Annotated in this window: 26 protein-coding genes and 1 pseudogene; 22 read left to right on the top strand and 5 right to left on the bottom strand. The window is 39.9% G+C overall.

Annotation, left to right across the window (positions count from 1 at the left end; all coding sequences use genetic code 11):
* Window positions 1-16: 16 nt before the first annotated feature.
* Window positions 17-148, bottom strand: a complete 132-nt coding sequence (locus C6344_RS19120) for a hypothetical protein (protein ID WP_003217310.1) — start codon at window positions 146-148, stop codon at window positions 17-19.
* A gap of 152 nt (window positions 149-300) precedes the next feature.
* Between C6344_RS19120 and C6344_RS07655 the strand changes: the two genes are divergently transcribed.
* On the top strand, window positions 301-726 hold the full coding sequence (locus C6344_RS07655) for an NUDIX hydrolase (RefSeq protein ID WP_106072844.1): 426 nt from the start codon (window positions 301-303) through the stop codon (window positions 724-726).
* A gap of 702 nt (window positions 727-1,428) precedes the next feature.
* Here the strand turns inward: C6344_RS07655 and fabF are convergent.
* Window positions 1,429-2,661 (bottom strand): beta-ketoacyl-ACP synthase II, encoded by a 1,233-nt coding sequence (gene fabF / locus C6344_RS07650; protein WP_106072843.1) that lies wholly within the window; start codon window positions 2,659-2,661, stop codon window positions 1,429-1,431.
* Window positions 2,662-2,765: 104 nt separating this feature from the next.
* On the opposite strand from fabF, the gene C6344_RS07645 reads away from it, so the two are divergent.
* From C6344_RS07645 to C6344_RS07610, 8 genes and pseudogenes are all read left to right on the top strand, one after another.
* Window positions 2,766-3,602, top strand: a complete 837-nt coding sequence (locus C6344_RS07645; protein ID WP_106072842.1) for a helix-turn-helix transcriptional regulator — start codon at window positions 2,766-2,768, stop codon at window positions 3,600-3,602.
* Window positions 3,603-3,805: 203 nt separating this feature from the next.
* A pseudogene (locus C6344_RS18975) lies at window positions 3,806-3,930 on the top strand (TetR/AcrR family transcriptional regulator); the annotation flags it as partial.
* 144 nt (window positions 3,931-4,074) lie between these two features.
* The gene (locus C6344_RS07635) at window positions 4,075-4,650 is read left to right on the top strand and encodes a TetR/AcrR family transcriptional regulator (protein WP_003217451.1); all 576 of its coding nucleotides are present in this window, start codon (window positions 4,075-4,077) and stop codon (window positions 4,648-4,650) included.
* 109 nt (window positions 4,651-4,759) lie between these two features.
* Window positions 4,760-5,608: an alpha/beta fold hydrolase gene (locus C6344_RS07630; RefSeq protein ID WP_106072841.1), complete on the top strand. Its 849-nt coding sequence runs from the start codon at window positions 4,760-4,762 to the stop codon at window positions 5,606-5,608.
* 14 nt (window positions 5,609-5,622) lie between these two features.
* Window positions 5,623-6,681: an alkene reductase gene (locus C6344_RS07625; RefSeq protein ID WP_106072840.1), complete on the top strand. Its 1,059-nt coding sequence runs from the start codon at window positions 5,623-5,625 to the stop codon at window positions 6,679-6,681.
* Window positions 6,682-7,019: 338 nt separating this feature from the next.
* A complete protein-coding gene (locus C6344_RS07620; protein ID WP_106039705.1) occupies window positions 7,020-7,805 on the top strand; it encodes an SDR family NAD(P)-dependent oxidoreductase in 786 nt (261 codons plus the stop codon).
* 186 nt (window positions 7,806-7,991) lie between these two features.
* Window positions 7,992-8,744 carry an SDR family NAD(P)-dependent oxidoreductase gene (locus C6344_RS07615; RefSeq protein WP_106031284.1) on the top strand — a complete coding sequence of 251 codons (753 nt, stop codon included), beginning with the start codon at window positions 7,992-7,994 and terminating at the stop codon, window positions 8,742-8,744.
* Window positions 8,745-9,117: 373 nt separating this feature from the next.
* Window positions 9,118-10,131, top strand: coding sequence for an NADP-dependent oxidoreductase (locus C6344_RS07610; protein WP_106072839.1), 1,014 nt, complete (start codon window positions 9,118-9,120; stop codon window positions 10,129-10,131).
* Window positions 10,132-10,581: 450 nt separating this feature from the next.
* On the opposite strand, the gene sigK is transcribed toward C6344_RS07610, so the two are convergent.
* The gene (gene sigK / locus C6344_RS07605) at window positions 10,582-11,307 is read right to left on the bottom strand and encodes an RNA polymerase sporulation sigma factor SigK (protein ID WP_034620857.1); all 726 of its coding nucleotides are present in this window, start codon (window positions 11,305-11,307) and stop codon (window positions 10,582-10,584) included.
* A gap of 234 nt (window positions 11,308-11,541) precedes the next feature.
* On the opposite strand from sigK, the gene C6344_RS07600 reads away from it, so the two are divergent.
* From C6344_RS07600 to C6344_RS18825, 4 genes are all read left to right on the top strand, one after another.
* Entirely contained in the window at window positions 11,542-12,663 is a 1,122-nt protein-coding gene (locus C6344_RS07600) for a Rap family tetratricopeptide repeat protein (protein ID WP_034661385.1), read from the top strand.
* Between the two features lie 176 nt (window positions 12,664-12,839).
* Complete coding sequence (locus C6344_RS07595) at window positions 12,840-13,580, top strand: polysaccharide deacetylase family protein (protein ID WP_060596638.1); 741 nt, start codon at window positions 12,840-12,842, stop codon at window positions 13,578-13,580.
* A gap of 84 nt (window positions 13,581-13,664) precedes the next feature.
* A complete protein-coding gene (locus tag C6344_RS07590; protein WP_223249890.1) occupies window positions 13,665-14,393 on the top strand; it encodes an SGNH/GDSL hydrolase family protein in 729 nt (242 codons plus the stop codon).
* A gap of 78 nt (window positions 14,394-14,471) precedes the next feature.
* On the top strand, window positions 14,472-14,621 hold the full coding sequence (locus C6344_RS18825) for a hypothetical protein (RefSeq protein ID WP_003217499.1): 150 nt from the start codon (window positions 14,472-14,474) through the stop codon (window positions 14,619-14,621).
* Window positions 14,622-14,756: 135 nt separating this feature from the next.
* On the opposite strand, the gene C6344_RS07585 is transcribed toward C6344_RS18825, so the two are convergent.
* On the bottom strand, window positions 14,757-14,897 hold the full coding sequence (locus C6344_RS07585) for a sporulation histidine kinase inhibitor Sda (RefSeq protein ID WP_003217327.1): 141 nt from the start codon (window positions 14,895-14,897) through the stop codon (window positions 14,757-14,759).
* Between the two features lie 362 nt (window positions 14,898-15,259).
* Here C6344_RS07585 and C6344_RS07580 point away from each other — a divergent pair, with 362 nt between their 5' ends.
* Genes C6344_RS07580 through C6344_RS07545 form a run of 8 tightly spaced genes read left to right on the top strand, consistent with a single transcriptional unit; the run spans window position 15,260 to window position 20,277 of the window.
* On the top strand, window positions 15,260-15,781 hold the full coding sequence (locus C6344_RS07580; protein ID WP_034662006.1) for a YqeG family HAD IIIA-type phosphatase: 522 nt from the start codon (window positions 15,260-15,262) through the stop codon (window positions 15,779-15,781).
* A 2-nt stretch (window positions 15,782-15,783) separates the two neighbouring features.
* The gene (gene yqeH, locus C6344_RS07575) at window positions 15,784-16,884 is read left to right on the top strand and encodes a ribosome biogenesis GTPase YqeH (RefSeq protein ID WP_106072838.1); all 1,101 of its coding nucleotides are present in this window, start codon (window positions 15,784-15,786) and stop codon (window positions 16,882-16,884) included.
* 21 nt (window positions 16,885-16,905) lie between these two features.
* Entirely contained in the window at window positions 16,906-17,748 is an 843-nt protein-coding gene (gene aroE / locus C6344_RS07570) for a shikimate dehydrogenase (protein ID WP_106072837.1), read from the top strand.
* Window positions 17,742-18,032, top strand: coding sequence for a ribosome assembly RNA-binding protein YhbY (yhbY, locus tag C6344_RS07565; RefSeq protein ID WP_034661378.1), 291 nt, complete (start codon window positions 17,742-17,744; stop codon window positions 18,030-18,032). The genes aroE and yhbY overlap by 7 nt, the downstream gene beginning before the upstream one ends.
* A 13-nt stretch (window positions 18,033-18,045) precedes the next feature.
* On the top strand, window positions 18,046-18,615 hold the full coding sequence (locus C6344_RS07560) for a nicotinate-nucleotide adenylyltransferase (RefSeq protein WP_060596641.1): 570 nt from the start codon (window positions 18,046-18,048) through the stop codon (window positions 18,613-18,615).
* Entirely contained in the window at window positions 18,605-19,168 is a 564-nt protein-coding gene (yqeK, locus tag C6344_RS07555) for a bis(5'-nucleosyl)-tetraphosphatase (symmetrical) YqeK (protein WP_060596642.1), read from the top strand. The genes C6344_RS07560 and yqeK overlap by 11 nt, the downstream gene beginning before the upstream one ends.
* Before the next feature lie 12 nt (window positions 19,169-19,180).
* The gene (gene rsfS / locus C6344_RS07550; protein WP_003217467.1) at window positions 19,181-19,537 is read left to right on the top strand and encodes a ribosome silencing factor; all 357 of its coding nucleotides are present in this window, start codon (window positions 19,181-19,183) and stop codon (window positions 19,535-19,537) included.
* Entirely contained in the window at window positions 19,534-20,277 is a 744-nt protein-coding gene (locus C6344_RS07545; protein ID WP_060596643.1) for a class I SAM-dependent DNA methyltransferase, read from the top strand. Before rsfS ends, C6344_RS07545 begins: the two co-directional genes overlap by 4 nt.
* Window positions 20,278-20,325: 48 nt before the next feature.
* Here the strand turns inward: C6344_RS07545 and comER are convergent, their stop codons facing one another.
* The gene (gene comER, locus C6344_RS07540; RefSeq protein WP_060596644.1) at window positions 20,326-21,174 is read right to left on the bottom strand and encodes a late competence protein ComER; all 849 of its coding nucleotides are present in this window, start codon (window positions 21,172-21,174) and stop codon (window positions 20,326-20,328) included.
* Between the two features lie 90 nt (window positions 21,175-21,264).
* Between comER and C6344_RS07535 the strand changes: the two genes are divergently transcribed.
* Complete coding sequence (locus C6344_RS07535; RefSeq protein WP_060596645.1) at window positions 21,265-21,894, top strand: helix-hairpin-helix domain-containing protein; 630 nt, start codon at window positions 21,265-21,267, stop codon at window positions 21,892-21,894.
* The last annotated feature ends 2 nt before the right edge of the window (window positions 21,895-21,896 follow it).

Raw genomic sequence — 21,896 nt, 5'->3', positions numbered from 1 at the left:
TAAAAGGGTGAGGTTTTTATTTTTTCGGTTTTTGATGTTCTAACAGTTGTATGATTTTCTCGTTTGACTCTTTCATTTGTCTTAATAAAGAAACGATATTCCCTGTAAATCCAATGAGGACAATAAGTAAAATGATGATGATCCACATGCTGTGGCCTCCAATCTGCTGACTAATTCCTATTTAGTTTCTGTATCCATTATCTTGTATCAAGGATACAGTATAATGAATGTATTGAAATGAACAGTTCGTTCTATTTATTCGACAATTGATGTAAACAGAGAATGGTTGGGGGGATTTCTTTGAAACGAGTAGACGTAGTATCAGCTATTATTTATGATGAGGAAGAAAATATGTTAATGGTCAAAAATGTAAAGGGATATTGGGAACTTCCAGGCGGTACTGTAGAAAAAGGTGAACGCCTGCAGCAGGCCGTGGTCCGTGAGGTGAAAGAAGAGACAGGGTATGTTTGCAAAGTAAATGAACTTCATTCGGTTCGAGAAGTATTCTTTCACGATAAAATGCATCATGCACTCATCGTGACCTTCTTTGCGGAAATCATCGGCGGGCAGATGAACATTCTAGATCCGGATCATGATATTGAAGAAGTAAAATGGGTAAGCACTGAAGCTGCTCAAAAGCTAAACCCAAAGCTATTCAGCATGCTAAAATTAAAACAACAGACACATGCATTTTATAAATTTGAAGGAAATAGAACAATTGATTAAGTTGTTGGTGAATAGGTCCGAAGGAGAGATTTTATGTTTTTGTATTATGGCCCCACAGGAGCTCCAGTGGAAAATCCGGGAGAAGTATAATGAAAGATATTATCTTTCAAAAGCGCGAAGATTATTGGAAACAAAGGAATGGCGAATTTTCTATTGAGATTGAAGGAGGCTGTATACAACCGCTGATTGAATGGTAGGATTTCCCCCCTGCCGCAAGAAAAGCTCTAAATACACATATGACTTTGCTTCTGCCATTGTTCCTTTTGAGTGTTGGCAAAAGCAGACCGACCCATAGCGGCATTAGCGATGTCACACAATATTCCACCGTGTAACGTACCCATCGGATTATGAAGTTCTTTTAGAAGCTTTCAACTCAATAACTATTCTACCTTCTACAGCTTCATACTTTAAAACCAGGGATTTGCCTAACTGGAGAGTCAGGTATTTCATCAGTCATCATTTTCTTTAAACCGTCTAAGTGGTGGTTCAATATATTCACCATTCATTCATTAGATTTCAAATCGTTAGTAGTATTAGTCGTTTAATATACTTTCTGTATCACTCAAAATTGTCCTCTCTTCATAGAGCTTTTTATTTGTACGCTCTCAGAGCCGGATAGATTTCAAGTCTAAAATTGAAACCAAGGGTGATCAACCCTTGGTAGATGCATTTATTTCACCTCTGAATTATAAAGGTGGATCTTCAATCATAATTCTTTAACACGATTGCTGAATTATGTCCGCCAAAGCCAAAAGAATTTGATAGTCCATATTTCATTGGAAGATTTCGCGTTTTTGAGACAACATCTAAGTCGCAATCTGGATCTAAATTCTCTACATTAATAGTTGGAGGAATAATTCCTTGTCTCAAACTTTCCACTAAAGCAATTGCTTCTACTCCACCAGCAGCACCAAGCATGTGACCAGTCATTGATTTGTTTGCAGTTGTTGGAATTTTGCGGGAATGTTCACCAAACAATTTCTTAATAGCTAGAATTTCTGAACGATCACCTATTTGTGTACTTGTTGCATGAGCACTAATAACATCAATTTCACCTGTTGATATATTTGCACTTCTCAATGCTTTTTTCATTGCTAAGTAGGCACCCTTACCTTCTGGGTGTGATGCTACCATATGATGAGCATCTGAACTAGCTCCGTATCCCACTACTTCACATAATATCGGCGCATCTCTAAGAATAGCGTTTTCTAATGATTCTAATACTAAAATACCTGCGCCTTCACTCATAACAAAGCCATCTCTATCTGTATCGAACGGACGGCTGGCTCGACTTGGATCTTGGTTTTTTGTAGATAGTGCATGGGCGTTTCCAAAACTAGCCAAAGATAACTGTGTGATTGCAGCTTCTGCTCCACCGGCAAATATAATATCTGCCTCATCATTTCGGATAGCATTGAAAGCTTCACCAATAGAGGTGTTCCCGATTGAACAGGCCGTTACTGGTGATAATGACGGGCCTTGTGCCCCTAATCTAATACTTATTTGAGCCGCAGCTGCATTTGAAATCATCATTGGTACAAGGCTAGGGCTTACTCTTGCGGGACCTCGTTTATTTAATACATTCACATTATCAACAAGTGATTGTATACCTCCGATCCCTGAACCAACGTATACCCCTAAACGTTCAAGATCAACCTTATCTAACTGTAATTGTGATTTTTCTAATGCTTGTTCGGCTGCTGCTAAAGCAAACTGACTAAATCGATCTAATCGTTTGGCTTCTTTCCTCCCAAATATTCCATCTACATCGAAATCACGAACCATTCCAGCTATCTTTGTTTTATAATCAATAGTATCAAAAGAATCAATTAGAGATATTCCCGATTGACCTTTAACTAGTTGATTCCAAAAGCTATCTACATCATTTCCTAGAGGCGAAATAATTCCCATTCCAGTAATGACAACTCTTTTCATAATAATTCCCTCCCTATTTTTTATTAACTTTAACTTTTGTGTTATCCTATTACAAGTTGTTGTTTATCCTAGTATAATTAGCACTATTTAAAAAGGAGATTTTAATGAAACCTGAAACAAGACTTCAAGCTTTATCAGAATTTCTAAAGAATCAACGTTCGAAAATTACTCCTCAAATGGTTGGTTTACCTGTAGGAACCCGCAGAAGAACACCAGGACTAAGAAGAGAGGAAGTGGCTCAACTAGCCGGTGTAAGTCTTACATGGTATACATGGTTAGAACAAGGTAGAGATATAAAAGTGTCTACTTCGGTATTAGATGCTATTTCTCGAGCATTACAATTAAATAACGATGAAAGGAGATATTTGTATGCTATAGCGTTAGAGGAAGGAGTGAAACAACCCTTTATAAATGAGAAGGAGAAGGAAATCAGTCCGGCTTTAGTGAAAATTTTGCAGGAACTTCGTTATTGTCCAACAATTATATCAGATAGAAGAAGTCAGATTGTTGGGTGGAATCAAGCAGCAGCTAATGTATTTTTGGATTTTGAACAAATCACCCCAGCAGAAAGGAATATCATACGCTTACTATTCGCAAGAAAGGAATTTAAAAGTTTAGCAGTGAATTGGGAGCATTTTGTTAGAGGATATATCGCAATATTTAGAACGTATTATGGACAGTATGTGGCTGATGACTGGTATGAGCAATTTATACAAGAAATGGAACAGGCATATCCTGAGTTTCATAAAATTTGGAATGAAAATGAGATAAGCTCTGCTCCTGAAGTATTAATTGAGTTTCGTCATGCTAAGGTAGGTAAAATGTTGTTTAATCTTACTTCGTTACAAGTGCATGGAGATACTGATTTAAGATGCAGCGTCTATACTCCAGTTGAGAATACTGAAACTGAGCTTAAGTTAAAACGTTTAATTGAAAGCTAACCATATAAAACATATGATGAATTCCAAATTCTTTACCGACCGTTCTTGAATTTGCTATGCTTGAAACACGTTAGATCTAACTGTTTTGCTACTCAAACGAGAGTGATCATTCTTTATTATTTTAGAATGAGGGAGGGATGAATGCATCAATGATTCTTAGTCCTTTCTCAGAATTAAGAGGTAATACGTTGTAAGGTGGGATTATGTCTAGAAATAAATTTGATAAAAAAGAGCATTAAGAAAACAATGGGGCTTTTCTGGGAACAGGGTTATGAAAAAACATTCATGCAAGACTTGGTGACATATGGGTGTTCATCGCAGAAGTATAATTCTTTACTTATCGTTCTAAAAAGGGTATTATGTAATCATGGTTTGTAATTCATGTGTTTATTTTAGAATGTTCATTCTATAATGGGTGATGACTTTTGTTTTTGTTAGTATTGGTTCATGGATTTTTTTAAGGAGAATTAAAATGGCTAGAAGTAAAGAGTTTGACGAAAAAGAAGTATTAAGAAAAGCAATGGAGTTATTTTGGGAACAAGGCTATGAAAAAACATCCATGCAAGATTTGGTGGATCATATGGGGATACACCGTAGGAGTATATATGACACATTTGGCGACAAGCGTTCATTGTTTTTAGCTTCCCTTCATCATTATGAAGAGCTCATCGTTAATGAGATGGAAAGCATAATCAGCAGCACTTCATCCATTAAACAGACGATACGTGATGTTTTTATTTTCGTACTGAATTCCATTAAACAATACCCAAAAGGATGTCTATCAGTAAATGCAGCCATTGAATTATCTTTGTTGGATAAAGAAATTGGGCGCATCGTTACAAAAATGTTTAATCGTACTGAAGATATGTTTAATTCCCTTATAAAACAGGGTCAAACTAATGGAGAGCTATCAAAAGAAATCGATTCTGATAACATATCTCGTTTCTTACACAACAATTTGGTAGGTATAAGAGTACTAATAAAAACTGACTACAGTAAAAAAGAATTAGAAGGCATCATTTCTCTAGCACTTTCAGTGTTGGACTAGCTTTCTTTTTTTACCCTTTTTAGAATGTTCATTCTAAAATAAGCATGAAACAAACCATCATAATGCATAGTTATAAATCGTTTTTTAATTTCTAAGGAGGAGCACAAAAATGAGAAATTTTAAAATACCAACAGAATCAGAATTTATTGAAGCAGAAGGAACTCGTTACGCATATAGGAGATTTGGTACAAAAGATGGTATACCAGTAGTATTTCTTGTTCACTTTAGAGGAACGATGGAAAACTGGGATCCAGACATGCTTGAACCTATTGCAAATAAACGCCCAGTAATCTTATTTGACAATAAAGGGGTTGGAGAGACCGATGGACTAACACCTACTACAATTACTGATATGGCAAAAGATACAGCAACATTTATAAGAGCTCTTGGATTAGAACAAGTTGACATTCTTGGTTTTTCCATTGGTGGCATGGTTGCACAAGAGTTAGCTTTACAAGAAGGAGATTTAGTAAGAAAAATGATTTTGGCAGGTACTTCACCTGAATCTGGTATTAATCCAAATCCAGAGATTCTTGAAAGAATGAATCGTCACGGCGGAACGGAAGAAGATGGAATAAATGATTTTATGTTCTTTTTCTACGAACAAACCGAAACAAGTAAATCAGCAGGAATAGCTTCACTACAAAGAATTTTTAATCAGAAAAAAGTAAATAGTTCGGAACAAGTAAAAGAGGCACAATTACAAGCTATTGCAAAATGGGCTAAACAAAAATCTAATCATGATTATGAATGGTTACAAAACATCAAACACCCTGTACTTGTCACTAATGGTGTTAATGATGTGATGGTACCGACTAAAAACAGCTATATCTTAACAGAGAAATTACCCAAAGCACAGTTGATTATATATCCTGATTCTGGTCACGGGCATCTGTTTCAATTTCCAGAACTATTTGCAGAACACGTAAATTTATTTCTTGATTCTAATTCTTATTAAAAAGGAGTATTCATATGAGCAGATTATTTGAAAAAGTTCGTATCGGAAACATTGACTTAAAAAACCGCATAGGCATGGCTCCGATGACTAGAAATAGAGCTTTACCAGATGGTACGCCGAGCGAATTAGTAGCAGAGTACTATGGTCAGCGTGCTTCAGTCGGTTTAATTATAAGTGAAGGAACCCAACCTTCGGATGATGGGCAAGGTTATACTAATACACCTGGTATTTATACAGAAAATCATATTAGAGGATGGGAAAAAGTCACTTCTAAAGTTCATAGTGAAGGCGGTCATATTTTTATTCAACTTATGCATGTGGGACGAGTATCACATCCTGATAACACACCTCACCACCGCCAAGCAGTTGCACCGTCAGCTATTGCACCTGGTATAGAAATTTTCACGGCAGAAGGAATGAAAGAAATTCCAACACCAAGAGAACTGAGTGAGCTTGAGATAAAAGATGTTATCAATGAGTTTCGTTTAGCAGCACGTTCAGCAATTGAAGCTGGTGCAGACGGAGTTGAAATTCACGGAGCGAATGGTTATCTGATCCAACAATTCCTTAGTGAAAACTCCAATCATCGTCAAGGTGCATACGGTCGTACGATTGAGGGGCGTTCTCGATTCGCAATTGAAGTAGCTAAAGCAGTTGTTGATGAAATAGGAGCAGAAAGAACAGGCATCCGTTTTTCTCCTCAAGGAACACTGCAAGGCAGTGATGAGGGGGAGAATAGCCTTGAGATGTATCGCTATTTAATAAGTGAATTAAATAAGCTTAACCTTGCTTATCTGCATTTAATGCACTTTGGAAACGAGCAATTCCTAAAAGATGTTCGTCAACTTTGGGACCAAGCACTTCTTGTTAACCGTCCAGGTCGTCCTCTAGATCAACTTTCGTCTGATGTAGATAATAATCTTGCAGATGTTGTCACAGTAGGCACTTGGGTACTAGCTAATCCAGACTTTGTAGAACGGATTCATTCAGGTGCTCCTCTAAACGAACCTGATAAAAACACGCTCTATGCAGGAGGAAAAGAAGGCTATACAGATTATCCTTTCTTAAAATAATTTAATTAATTATGAATATCCCATCTAGGGATATTCATATCTTTTTTTCTTAGATTCTTTATAAATAGATACATGTGCGTTAATTAAAAATGTGAAGGATTGTCATGAAAGTTTTAGCGATTGAAAACTACGGTGAAAAACCAAATTTTTTTAGACTTCCCTAAGCCCAAAATAAATAATGGCGAGGTCTTAGTTGAGGTATATGCGGCAAGTATAAATCCTTTTATACAAAAATTACAATTACCGATAACCTACATCCATAGTAACAACTCGCAGTAAGAAACGCAGTAAAACGTTTTAAAGGTTTAATTAAACTAAAAATGGAGGTGTGCTGTAAAATGAAAAAAACTGTTCTTATCACCGGGGTATCGGGTGGAATTGGCAAAGAGTTGGCGGATCGTTTCGCCAAGGGAGGATATAATTTGGTGCTGGTGGCGCGTAGCGAGGGTAAGCTTTTGGAGCTCGCGAAGGAATATCGGAAAAGATATGGCAGTCAAGCGACGGTCATCGCAAAGGATGTGGCTTCACCCGGTGTGCCGAAAGAGATTTTTGCGGAGCTCAAGGAGAAGGGGGTCGTCGTCGACTATCTTGTCAATAATGCCGGCTTCGGTTTGTACGGGACGTTCTTGGAGACGCAGTTAGAACAAGAGACGAATATGATTGACGTCAATATCAAGGCTCTGACTGTTATGACGAAACTGTTCTTGCCGGATATGGTCAAACGGGGCCAAGGAGGCGTGATGAATGTGGCTTCGTTGGTGGCTTTCTTCCCGGGACCTATGATGTCGGTTTACTACGCAACGAAGGCGTACGTGTTGTCGTTCACTGAGGCTTTGGAGAACGAACTGAGCGGTACAGGGGTGACTGTGACGGCACTATGTCCGGGACTGACGTCAACCGGCTTTGTTGAACGTTCGGGTATTGGGGAATCGAAGTTGTTCCAGAGTGGTGCTATCATGGAGGCCGGGCAGGTGGCTGAGGAAGGGTACCGAGGCTTCTTACGCGGCAAGACGTTCATAATGCCAGGGGCTCGAAACCGGTTCATGGCATTCCTTCCACGACTGATGCCGCGCAAAATGGTGACCCGTATGGTCAGATCCACACAGCAAAGAACAGGGCATTGACCTAATTGAGGGTGACCAGGGGGGAGTGGCAGTTGATTATGATCTGCCATCTAGCCAAGATCTCGTATTGGAATAAATCGTTTACTAAAAAAGTTACAGAGATTTTTATAAAGACGGAAACCTTCTTATTTGATCTACTGAAACATGGTCAAGAACAATGAGAAATATTTTTAAGGAGAGAATAATATGAAGTACACAGTTATTACAGGAGCAAGCTCAGGTATCGGATATGAGACAGCATTAGCATTTGCTGCTCGTGGCAAAAACTTAATTATTGCAGCTAGAAGATTAGATAAATTAGAAGAACTTAAATCAACCATTCAGAATCTAAATCCTAGTTTAGATGTTATTATTCGGACAAGTGACCTATCTGTCAAAGATCAGGCATATACACTGTATAACAGTTTAAAGGAGTATCAAATTGAGACTTGGATTAATAATGCTGGTCTTGGTGAAACCTCTTCTGTCATAGATCAGAATTTAGATAAAGTAGAAACCATGTTACGCGTGAACATAGAATCCTTGACAATCCTTTCTACACTATTTGTAAGAGAATATGCTGATGTAGAGGGGACTCAATTAATTAACGTATCCTCAGCACTTGGATATGTAATTGCTGTTGGCAGTGTTGCTTATTCTGCTTCTAAATATTATGTTAGTGCCTTCACCGAAGGGCTTGCAAAAGAACTTGAACTGAAAGGTGCGAAAATGAAGGCAAAAGTTTTAGCACCAGCAATGACGGAAACAGAATTCGCAAAACATGCAAATGATATAAAAGAGTTTGATTACAAAGCAAATCTCCCTATGTACCACACAGCTAAGCAAATGGCAGGTTTTATGATGGAGGTTTATGACAAAGATGAAGTGGTTGGGGTTGTAGATGAAAACTATGAATTTAAGTTGAGAAAGCCGATCTTTCCAATACTAGAAAGCCTTTAAATCTAATTTTTATATATATGGTAACATAATCGTTTAGCGCTGGCACCAATGACACGTAGCAGAGCGCAAGAGATAAGTATAACTTATGGCAAATATCAAGGTTCCACAAACTGTTTGGGACTGGGAAGTGACTCTCTATTTTTGTAACAAAAAAAAGGGAATGAAAAGTAGTTTTTAAATTGAACCTGCAAAATGGACAGTAATGCTTAAAAAAGGCATACAACTGAAAAATGCTTGACGCATGAATTGCGCTACACTGGCTGACGTGTACTGCATTCGAACGCTATGGGCTGATGAACTCTAACATCTGTTCTACTGATTGAGTGTGGGAACACCAGCTGTAATAATCTCAAGGAAGGATGCTAATGAAAAAATGAAAACACTCATGAAAGCAGCTCAGATCACCAAGTATTCAAAAAATATCCATGCCAAAGTCAATGACATTCCAATTCCAGAAATCGATGAAAACGAAGTCTTGGTAAAGGTCAAAGCTGCGGCAGTCAATCCACTCGAAATGTTAATTATTACAGGCAGCGTGAAACTGATTCAAGATTATGAATTCCCATTAACGCTTGGTAATGAATTGACAGGAGTTATCGAAAAAATCGGAAAAAATGTGACAGAATTTCACGTAGGAGATGCCATCTATACACGTCTTCCCCTTAAAAAAATTGGTGCTTTTGCGGAATATGCCGCAATTGATGCTGCCGCAATTGCACCCATGCCAAAAAATTTGTCTTACGTGGAAGCCGCTGCTGTACCACTGGCTGGACTCACAGCGTATCAAGGTCTACATGAAGAACTTGAGGCACAGTCAGGTAAATCTGTCTTCATTCCAGGTGGATCAGGCAGCTTTGGTCAAATGGCTGTACCAATAGCAAAGGATATGGGCCTAAATGTCATTGTTAGTGGCAACTCAGAAGCGCGAGAACGCACTTTGGAAATGGGTGCAGACCAATATTTGGATTATGCAATAGAAAACTATGTTGACTTGTTGTCGAATGTGGATTACGTGATTGATACACTGGGACCTAAAGAATTTGACAGTGAATTGAGTATCATCAAACCGGGCGGAAGATTGCTCTCTCTCCGTACAGGACCAAATAAACGTTTCGGGAAATACCTAAATTCCCCATTGTGGAAACGAATGTTATTTTCCCTTGCTGGCGCAAATTATGACCGCAAAGCTAAGAAACAAAACGTGGAATATCATTTTATTTTCGTTCGTTCTGACGGCGCACAACTTAAAGAGATTACCAAAATCATTGAAGAAAACAACATTGTTCCAGCAATTCATCCAATACTATTTACTATAGACAACGTAAATGAAGCGCTAGAACTAGTCGCAAATGGACGACCAAAAGGGAAAGTGATTATTAATTTTTAAGGGGAATATGAAGAAAGCAGTCAAAAAGTTGAGATCATTTATGTAAAGGATTTTGAAAGGATAGAAAAACTTCTGCAAGCCGGAGTTCTGTATCAGTAATTATAAAACATGGAGAACTAGCTATCCAATTTTTCCTATAAAAAAGTGGGATTTAAGACAGGTGGTTACTTTAACAGACATGCCACGACATGGTAATTACTGTATGTTTATAAAAAACACTATATATAGACTAGAGATTAAAATTCTTAATCAATAAGATGAAAAAGTAACGAACGATCCTTGTTTTGGCTTACTATTTTTAACCATAATTCACATAAACGTATAGAAACGATGGCAAATGAATATAAGGAGTGTAATGGAATTAAGCTCCATAACCAATGATATGGTTTTATTATGTTGAGTGCTTAGTGGAATGAAAAGAAGCCGGAATTTAAACCGGCTTCTTTGATATTATTTCCCCTTCTCCCGCTTCCGTTTCTCCTTCTCCGCCCGGTAAAACTCATGAAACATCTTCATCAGCGCCCGCTTCTCAATACGGGATACATAGCTCCGCGAAATCCCGAGCTCCTTTGCTATTTCCCGCTGCGTTTTTTCTTTCTTTAAATCAAGACCGAACCGGCCGACGATGACTTCTTTTTCTCGGCCGTCGAGAATGTCGATATACTCCTTTACTTTTTCAAGCTCCATGTTGAGCTGAATGGTATCGATCACATCTTCACTTTCTGATTTTAAGACATCAATTAAAGAAATTTCGTTGCCTTCTTTATCCTGACCGATGGGGTCATGTAAGGAGACATCCTTTTTAGTTTTTTTGAGTGCGCGTAAATGCATCAGAATTTCGTTTTCAATACACCGCGCCGCATACGTTGCCAGCTTTGTTCCTTTTCCAGAGGAATAGCTTTCGATGGCTTTAATGAGTCCGATCGTCCCGATGGAGATGAGGTCTTCAGCGTCTTCCCCGGTATTTTCAAATTTCTTGACAATATGGGCGACGAGCCGAAGGTTATGTTCAATGAGCATATTTCTCGCGTGTTCATCGCCCTGTGCCATAAGGGCTAAGTATTTTTTTTCATCATCTCCTGAAAGGGGCTGTGGAAAGGCATTGTTTTTGACATAGGACACCAAGAACACCAATTCTTTGACCATCAATCCCATCGCTGTAAATACTCCTGCCACGATTTTCACCTCCACCATGTTTAGGCCACTGCCTATATCCTCAAATGTATGTGAAGGGGGGATTGTCTGTGTCTGTACGATGAAAAAATCATCTTTTTCGAAAAAAACGGGCTTCTGTTCGTCTGTTTTTGCTGCCCTTCTCATATGTTTGCGGTTTCTTTGCGGTGCTTGGCGGTCAAGAAGCGTGCTAAAATATGTAATATTAGACCGAAAAGGAAGGGGTTTTTTCGGAACATGGGGAAGGTTCTTTCTTCACATGTAGGTATGAAAATTAATGAATGGTATCGAATGATACGGCAGTTCAGTGTTCCAGATGCGGAAATCCTGAAAGCAGAAGTAGAAGCGGAAATTGAACGGATGGAAGAGGACCAGCATTTACTGATTTATTATCAGCTCATGTGTTTTCGGCACCAAATCATGCTTGACTATATACACCCTTCAAAATATCAACCTTTCTCAGTATCTAATCTTGTCGATAAAATCGAAAATTCCAATCATGAGTTATCTGATATGCTGCATTATTACCATGCATTTTTTCGTGGCATGCATGAGTTTAGTCAAAAAGAATATTTAGAAGCCGTCAAATATTATCGAGTGGCAGAAAAACAGCTGTCCATGGTATTTGATGATATTGAGCAGGCTGAGTTTCATTTTAAAGTAGCAGAAGCCTACTATATAATGAAGCAAACGCATGTCTCGATGCATCATATTTTAAAGGCGCTGGAAATATACGATCAGCATGATGCCTACTCTATTCGCATCATTCAGTGCCTTTTTGTTATCTCAGGAAACTATCAAGATCTAAAACGAAAAGACCGGGCACTGCCTCATTTAAAAAAGGCAAAACAGCTCGCATCACAGATTGATCACCCGCGGATATACAGTTCAGCGCTTTATAATTTAGGAAAATGTTATGGGGAGCTGGGCTATAGAGAGGAAGCAGAACGCTATTTAACGGAATCGGCTGATATTGCCTGTAAAGAGCAGCTTCCCACGCTTCCGCATACGCTCTATACGCTGGCAAAACTGCTTTTTAGACAAAATGAACAAGTGGAAGCACGCCGCATATTAGAAGATGGAAAATTAGCTGCAAAGAAGCATGAAGACCAGCTGTTTTGTCATATGTTTGAGTATCTGGATGCTTTATATGTTCAAGGAATGAATGAAGAACAACTGCAAAAAACCATTGATTATTTGGAAAAACTTAGCCTATACTCTTATATAGAGGATATCTCACTAGAAATTGCGACAGCCTTAGAAGCCTCTCAACAATACCAGAAGTCCAACCAGTATTATCAGAAATTATTATGGGCTCAAAATCAAATCCAAGAAGGAGAGTGTCTGTATGAATTCTAAGCAACGTTCGACAGTTGAAGAGAGAAACCAAACGTGAAATAAAAAGCGGGCCTGATGGGCCGGCTTTTTTTATGTCAAAAAAGAAGTCAGAGATGCGGACCGTGACTATGAATGCTGAATGATTCATCAAAAAGCGGGCAATTTAATCTGTAAGAATGTTCTGTGGAGGCGGTCAAATGAGAGGGTTGCATGTCTTGATGTGTATATTGCTGCTATGCACGTTTGTTCCTAATAAAATAGAGGCTCGAACATTAAAAAGGATCGACCTAGAAAAAACAGGACGAGCTTTTTGGGACATGAGACAGGAACGAAAAAAGATTGCACTGACCTTTGATGATGGACCTCATCCAGTGTACACGAATCAAGTATTGGATGTGCTCAAGGAGCATCAAGTGAATGCCAGCTTTTTTGTTGTAGGCAGCCGTATTCATACATATCCAGAGATTGCGGAACGAATCGTAGGCGAGGGAAATGAGCTTGGCAATCACACGATGAATCATACGTATTTTGACCTGTTATCATCAAAGGAGATCAAGCAGGAATTAAAAGAATCATCGGCTCATATCGCTTCACTTCAGCCTGGCGGACCCTTATTATTTCGCCCCCCTGGTGGCCGCTTGACGATGACATCATTCCGCATTTTGTCAAAGCAAGGATATGATGTGGTCATGTGGTCCTTTACGCAAGATCCGAAGGACTGGTCAAGACCAGGCTCACGCAAAATTGCGAGCCGGATTATTGATCATATTCAAGGCGGCGATATCATTCTTTTGCATGATGGCGGGGGCAATCGGAAGCAGACGGTAGAAGCACTGAAACAAGTGATTCCTGAATTAAAGGACCGAGGCTATGAATTTGTCAAAGTGAGCGAACTGCTGCATCATGACAAAGCGTATGTACCTGTTCAACTGCAATAGGAAGCATTCGTCAAAAACAGTCATTCATTGAAACCAAAAGTCTTGTCGTTTACTATATGAAGAGGGCTTTTGGAGGTGAATGTTGTGAAGAAATGTGTTGTCCTTTTTATCCTGCTTTGTGTCGCTGCTGGGTGCTCAAAGCCAGAACAAGAAAGTGTCATTGCATTTGGCGACAGCAATACAAGGGGATCAAACTGGGACTTTCGAGATTATCCAACATCTGAAAAATGGGTGAATCTCATGAAAAACGTCGAGCGCGGCCAAATTCAAGTGAAGAATGCGGGCATTGGTGGGCAGACAACTGAAGACGCGAAGCTTCGCTTTGAGCAGGATATTTTAAAGCAGAAACCAACTTACGTCCTCATCATGTTCGGTACGAATGATGCGGCGATTTTAGATGGGAAACATCCCCGCGTGACGAAAAAACGATTTAAAGAAAATGTATCCTACTTCATTTCTGAAAGTAGAAAAGAAGGCATTACCCCGATTCTCATGACCTGTGTACCTGTTGTAGAAGGCGGAAAAAAGGGCTTGTATTACTACTCTAGGTATAAGTCATCTTATTTTGCTGAGAGAGGCGGGGCAAGAGCTTGGCAAAATTCCTATAATGACATTACGAGAGAAATAGCCAAGGATCAGCAAGTACCGCTTGTCGACAATTGGAAAGCGTTCATCCGAGAAGCTGGTGAAGATAGTGACAATGCGCTGATTCAATCAGGTTTGATCGACCCTTCTGGCAATCATATGACGCCAAAAGGGGCAAGAATTATTTATAACGAAATCAAAGAGCGTGATGTCATCAAACATTTTTAAATGATGGCCATCTGCCTAAACAAGACCATCCATCCAGCATAGTCTAACAGTATATCTTCCTAGAAGGAGGTAACTGATATGTGGGGATGCCCTTATCCTTACCCTGCGTGTTCACCTTATCCAGCTCAAGGAGCAGGAATCGGTTACGCTTTTCTTGTTGTGTTCCTTGTGGTCATTTTGGTCGTAGGCGGAGGGTTATGGTTTTGGAATGAACAGCCTTGCAAATAAGACACCTCTTCTTTGATGAGAAGGGGTGTTTTTTACGGAAAATAGTAGTAAGCCTATAGCGCAAGTGATATAATATCAGTCACCTGAGTTTAAAAAAGGAGAGTGCTCGGGAGGCATGGTTCCTGCGAAATGGAATTAAGAGGAAACAGAGAGCATATGCCCGAGCGAACGTCTTTTCATTTCTGTCTCAATTAATTCAATGAAGTCGCGATTTAAGTTCATTTCATTTGCTTTATAATACGATTCTATAAGTAAATCATCTGACAGCTTTTTCATACTAGAAACCCATATGATGGGAAAAACACCTCCCCTGAAAAAGTTGGCATAAAACTTAAGGAAAAGACATATCATCATAGGTTGATCGAATGTCTCTGAAGTACCTTTAATCTACCATGAATGGGAAACAAGAACAATCGTTCTGTTATCCACATGGTGAAGTGGATAACTTGTGGGTAGAGTGTTTATAATTGAATGAAAGCGTGATGAAATATAGGTGGATAATGTGTGTAAAATTATCCACACCTGTTGAAGGTCCTCATCATATGTCGAAAACTTTTTCATTGTATTCGATAGACAGACAAATTGTGATTTGATTCGACACAATCGCTGAAAAACCAATGGAAGAAAGGGTGCAAATTGTGCTAAAGAAGTATTTCTTACCGGATGAATTTGTGAAAAGCATTTTCCACATTTCACCGCAAAAACTAAAAGAACGAAATGTAAAAGGAATTATTACCGATTTAGATAACACACTAGTAGAATGGGACCGTCCAAGTGCGACGCCCCGCTTAATTGAATGGTTTCAAGAAATGAAGGATCACGGGATACAAGTGACGATTGTATCGAACAATAATGAAAAAAGGGTCAAGCTTTTTTCTGAACCAGTTCATATCCCGTTTATTTATAAAGCGAAAAAGCCTATGGGAAGAGCCTTTAATAAGGCAGTCTCTGATATGCAATTGAAAAAAGAAGATGTGGTGGTCATTGGGGATCAGCTCATGACCGATGTACTAGGCGGGAATCGTCATGGCTTCCATACGATTTTGGTCGTCCCTGTCGCTGCCTCGGACGGATTTTTCACCAAGTTTAACAGGCAGATTGAACGCAGAATTTTAGGAGCCTTAAAGCGTAAGGGCCACATTCAGTGGGAGGAAGAGTAATAATGGAAAAGGTTGTTTGTATTGGCTGCGGTGTAGCCATTCAGACGGAAGATAAAGATCAATTAGGATATGCGCCGGCAGCATCTCTATTGAAAGAAGATGTGATCTGTCAGCGCTGTTTTAGGTTAAAGAACTACAATGAAATACAAGATGTTTCTTTAACAGAAGACGACTTTTTAAATATATTGCACAGCATTGGAGAGACAGATTCTCTGATTGTAAAGGTCGTTGATATTTTTGACTTTAACGGAAGCTGGATCAATGGGCTGAGTCGTATTGTCGGTGGTAATCCGATTTTACTCGTCGGCAACAAAGTAGATATTTTACCGAAATCCGTGAAAAAAAATCGTCTGATTCATTGGATGAAACGGGAAGCGAAAGAAAACGGATTGAACCCGATCGATGTTTTCTTAATCAGTGCAAGCAGAGGTCAGGGCGTACCTGAGGTGATGGAAGCGATCGATCATTACCGCGAAGAAAGAAATGTCTATGTCGTCGGCTGTACGAATGTTGGAAAATCCACATTTATCAATCGAATCATCAAAGAAGTATCTGGCGAAGAGAACGTGATCACCACATCCCAATATCCAGGTACAACACTTGATGCCATTGAGATCCCGCTTGATGACGGATCTGCTCTATTTGATACGCCGGGCATTATCAACCGTCATCAGATGGCGCACTATGTCAGCAAAAATGACTTGAAGATCTTAGCGCCGAAAAAAGAATTGAAACCGAGAACGTTCCAATTAAATGAAGCACAAACGCTTTATTTTGGCGGCCTTGCTCGATTTGATTATGTAAAAGGCGGCAGAACGTCATTTGTCTGCTATATGCCAAATGAGCTGAACATACACAGAACAAAGTTAGAGAACGCAGATGATTTATATGAAAAACATGCCGGGGAACTGCTATCACCGCCATCAAAAGAGGGGATGGAAGATTTCCCTCCGCTCGTTCCGCATACCTTTACGATTGATCAGCCGAAAATGGACATCGTCTTTTCAGGCTTAGGATGGGTAACGGCAAATGATGCAGGGAAGCAAATCAAAGTCTATGCGCCAAAAGGCGTTCATGTGTTTATGAGACGTTCGTTAATTTAAATGTTCAAAGGGGGAGAGACCTTGAAACCTTTATACGGATTAATCGGTAACCCTGTTGGTCATTCAATGTCTCCGGATATTCATAATGCAGCATTGAAGGATGCTGGGATTGATGGACATTATCATGGCTTTCAAGTAGAAGACGAAGACCTTAAAGATGCCATTCACGGTATGAAAGCCTTAGGAATAAGCGGCTTTAACGTCACTGTTCCGCACAAGGTAGACATTATGCAGTACCTTGATAAAATTGATGTGACAGCTGAACGCCTGCGTGCAGTCAATACGGTGCGGCTCGAAGGAGGTCAGCTCGTCGGGTACAACACAGATGGAGAGGGCTTTCTTCATTCATTGCTTGAAGCCTTGGATAAGCCATTATCAGAGCTGTCATTTCTTATGATTGGTGCTGGCGGAGCGGCAAGAGCGATTTATACGACAATCGCTGACTATGCACCGAAAAGCTTTGATATCACCAACCGCACCATTGAAAAAGCTGAGGCTTTAATTAAAAGTGCAGATGGGAACATCACATCTAGTGCCATTACTTTAAAGACAGCAGAAGAACGACTTGGGGAATATGATGTCATCATCCATACGACCTCAATCGGTATGTACCCGAATGTTGAAGAAACCCCGATTTCTTTAGCAAACGCAAAAAAAACAGCGGTCGTTTGTGATATTGTGTATAATCCAATAGAAACAAAGCTGCTCAAAGAAGCAGCCGGGTTAGGTTTGAAAACAGTAGATGGTGTCGGCATGTTTGTTGGACAAGCAGCAAGAGCCTTTGAATTGTGGACAGGCATCACGCCTGACGCCAGAAAAATGAAGTCAATTGTGATAGAGAAATTAGGAGGAACACCATGTTAAAAGGGAAACAAAAACGTTTTTTACGTGCAAAAGCACATCATTTATCACCTATTTTTCAAGTAGGAAAAGGCGGGGTAAATGACAATATGATCAAGCAAATTTCCGAGGCGCTTGAAGTAAGAGAACTGTTAAAGGTCAGCGTATTACAAAACTGCGACGAGGACAAAACGGAAGTTGCGAAAGCACTTGTAAAAGGTGCAAAAGCTGAACTTGTTCAAACGATCGGAAATGTGATTGTCCTTTATAAAGAATCGAAGGAAAATAAACAAATTAAGCTGCCGTAAAGGTGGATGTGATATGAAAAAAATAGGGTTGTTTGGCGGTACGTTTGATCCTCCTCATAATGGGCATTTGCTGATGGCGAATGAGGTGCGTTTTCAAGTAGGGCTTGATGAAATGTGGTTTATCCCAAATCACAAGCCCCCTCATAAAACAGACCGGAAACGAGCAGATAGTCGTCACCGAGTGAAAATGGTGGAAGCGGCGATCCAGTCAAATCCACATTTTCGGCTGGAGCTCATTGAAATGGAGCGAGAGGGTCCATCTTATACAGTGGATACGGTGGAGCTTTTAAAGAAGCGTCATCCTGAAGATGAGTTCTTTTTTATGATTGGAGCTGACATGGTCGAGTATTTGCCAAAATGGCATCGGATTGATGATTTGCTTCAGATGATCACCTTTATTGGGATGAAAAGACCGGGTTATGCCGGAAGTACGGCATATCCTCTTTTATTTGCAGATGTTCCAGCTTTTGATGTATCATCGACATTGATTAGGCAGCGAATAAAGCAGGAAAAACCTGTCGATTATTTGATACCGAAAGCTGTTGAGCGTTATATAAAGGAGCATCATTTATATGAATCGTGAAGAAGCATTGAACTGTGTCAAAGAGCAGTTAACAGAGCATAGATATACACATACACTCGGGGTCATGAGTGCAGCCATTTCATTAGCGGAACGGTTCGGTGCAGATGTGAAAAAAGCAGAGATCGCCGCTATTTTTCATGATTATGCGAAATTTAGACCAAAGGAAGAAATGAAGGGAATTATCCAGAAGGAACAGATGAACCCTCTATTGCTTGAATATTCGCCTGAGCTTTGGCATGCCCCGGTTGGTGCTTATCTGGTTAAAAAGGAAGCAGCTATTAACGACCAAGACATTTTAACTGCCATTGAATTTCATACATCAGGCAGGCCAAACATGACATTACTTGAAAAGGTCATTTATGTCGCTGATTATATCGAACCAGGACGTCATTTCCCTGGTGTTGAAGAAGTAAGAGAGTTAGCAGAGCATGATTTGGATAGCGCGCTGGTTCAGTCACTAAAAAACACCATCAGCTTCTTATTGAAAAAGAATCAGCCAGTCTTTCCAGATACATTGGCTACTTACAACTCGCTTGTGCATAAGAACAATTAAGGAGGAATTTGGATGGATTCATCATCAATTTTAAACGTCGCGGCAGGAGCATGCGATGATAAACGGGCTGAGGATATTATTGCCCTTAATATGCAAGGAATCTCACTTGTTGCCGATTATTTTCTCATTTGTCACGGGAACTCTGATAAGCAAGTGCAGGCCATTGCAAGAGAAGTAAAACATCTTGCAGAGGAAAGTGGAATCGAAGTGAAGAAGATGGAAGGCTTTGATGAAGCAAGATGGGTATTGATTGATCTTGGTGATGTCATTGCTCATGTGTTCCACAAAGAAGAAAGAGGATACTACAACCTAGAGAAGCTATGGGGAGATGCGCCGAGAGAAACGCTTTCACTTGGCATTAACTCATGATTTATCAAGGGTTTGCAGGTGTGTATGACGAGCTCATGACACATGCACCTTATGATGAATGGGTTCAGTGGATCCAGCAGAATATCAAACCGAATGCTGCCATTATTGATGTTGGCTGTGGAACTGGAGAGATTTCTCTTCGGTTAGCTGAAAAGGGCCACACAGTCACAGGAATTGACCTCAGTGAAGAAATGCTGGCCTTCGCGCAGCAAAAAGCACAGGCGAAAAGGCAGTCAATTCAATTTTTACACCAAGATATGAGAGAGCTTACGGGTTTTGAGCAAGTCTTTCAAGCAGCGGTTATTTGCTGTGATTCCTTGAATTACTTAAAAAACGAAAATGACGTCAAAAAAACCTTTAAAAACATGTTTCAGCTTTTAGAGGCAGATGGGGTTTTACTCTTTGATGTTCATACACCTTATAAAATGGAAGAGGTATTCCCAGGTTCGACTTATGCCGATCAAGATGAAGAGATCAGCTATATTTGGCAGAGTGATAAAGGGGATGACGTGTATTCGGTCATTCACGATTTAAGCTTTTTTGTAAAGGACGGAGACGTGTATCAGCGTTATGATGAGACACATGAACAGCGTACATTTCCATTTGAGACATATGCGGCGTTCCTTGAGTCCGCTGGCTTTGAACAGATAGAAGTGACCGCTGATTTTACAAATGAAGTCCCTGGGGAATTCGCCGAAAGATATTTCATTTCAGCTAAGAAACCAAAAACCATCGTTTAATGGAACGATGGTTTTTTAAAACCCTTTTTTCGCTTGTTGCAGAGATGATTAATTTCTGCGATCATCAGTAAACACACTTGGCGGGTATTGATGCGCAACCGCTTCAAGGTCTTCATCGAATTTTTCATGGGTGTTTTGAAAGAGGCGGTGAAACATATCTTGAACACCTGCTTCAAGTGCTTTAATCCCTTCACCAGTGACGCCGCCTTTAACACACACTTTGTCTTGCAGTGTCGGAAGGGTATAGACTCTTTTTTCAATCAAACGGCCAAGTCCTACAAGCATATCTTCTGATAAGGTGGTGGCTTCTTCTTTAGAAATATCTGTTTCTTCGACAGCTGCTTCAATCATTTTCTGAACGAGAAAGCTGATAAAGGCAGGACCGCAGCTGACGATATCTGACGCCGCTCTTGTAATCGAATGATGAATCTCAACGGGTGTTGAAATGCAGGAAGCTAACTGTCTTAACGCTGTTTTCGTCGCGACATTGCATGACGATCCAAATGTTAAAAGTGACGCCCCTGATAAAGCGCGGTTCGTAATGCTTGGAATCAGCCGTGCTGTTTGACAAGGAACGATATCCTGAAGCTGTTCAGGATGTACCGGGCTTGTGATGATGACAATGGTTTGGTGCTCTGTTAAAAGAGGGCTCAGCTCTTTTAAAAGTGGATAAATATCAAGTGGTTTGACACAAACAAAGATAAAATCTTTATTCGTGACAGCTCCTGTAAGCTGTTTCGTAACTTCAAGCTCTGGGTGGTTCTTTTTTATATTGAACGCTTTTTCAATGGTCCGGTTTGTGATGGTGATGGATGAGGGATTGACTGCCTTTGATTCAATAAATGCCTCAGTAAGTATGGTACCCATGTTTCCTGTACCGATTATCCCTATATTCAAACGTTCTCCCTCCTTAGACGCATAGGATCTGTTATCTTCTAAACAGTATGTTGAGCAATAGAAAAATATGATTGAAAGAAGCGTGAGCACGTGAAGCGATTCATTCCATTGAAAAAATACAGTCTTTATATCGGAGCTGGGCTCATGGTCGTGATCATCATCACTTTTTTCCTTTTCGCAGGAAATAGGGAGAGCAGCAGAGAGCCAAGTGTATTGAAGGAAGATAAAGACATACAAGTCACATTAGAAGACAAACAAGAAAAGACCGATCATGAATCATCTCCCATTTTTGTAGAGGTCAAAGGAGCTGTGAAAAAACCAGGTGTTTATAAGTTTCAATCTGATGCACGGGTAGAAGAAGCGATCCGGAGAGCAGGGGGCTTTACTAGTAAAGCAGACACGATTGAAATCAATCAAGCAGCAAAATTAGAGGACAGTATGATGATTTATGTCCGGAAGCAGGGAGAAGCGGAGAGGCAGACGCAAATAGCAGCTGCTGACGCTCCATCGGGTAATGAAAAGAGTCAAGGTGTCAATGTCAATCAGGCTGATGTGGCGGAATTGCAAACTATTAACGGAATAGGGCCAGCTAAAGCAGAAGCCATCATTACGTACAGAGAGGAACACGGGGAATTTCAACAAATTGAAGATTTGCGGAACATTTCAGGTTTTGGGGAGAAGACCATTGAACGGCTGAAAAGTGAATTGACCGTTAAGTAGAA

Origin of the sequence: Bacillus sp. GBSW19 (genome assembly GCF_002998655.1) — a bacterium.
Taxonomy (GTDB): Bacteria; Bacillota; Bacilli; order Bacillales; family Bacillaceae; genus Bacillus.
The sequence above is the reverse complement of the archived record's forward strand: the minus strand, read 5'-3'. Positions and strand labels throughout refer to the sequence as shown.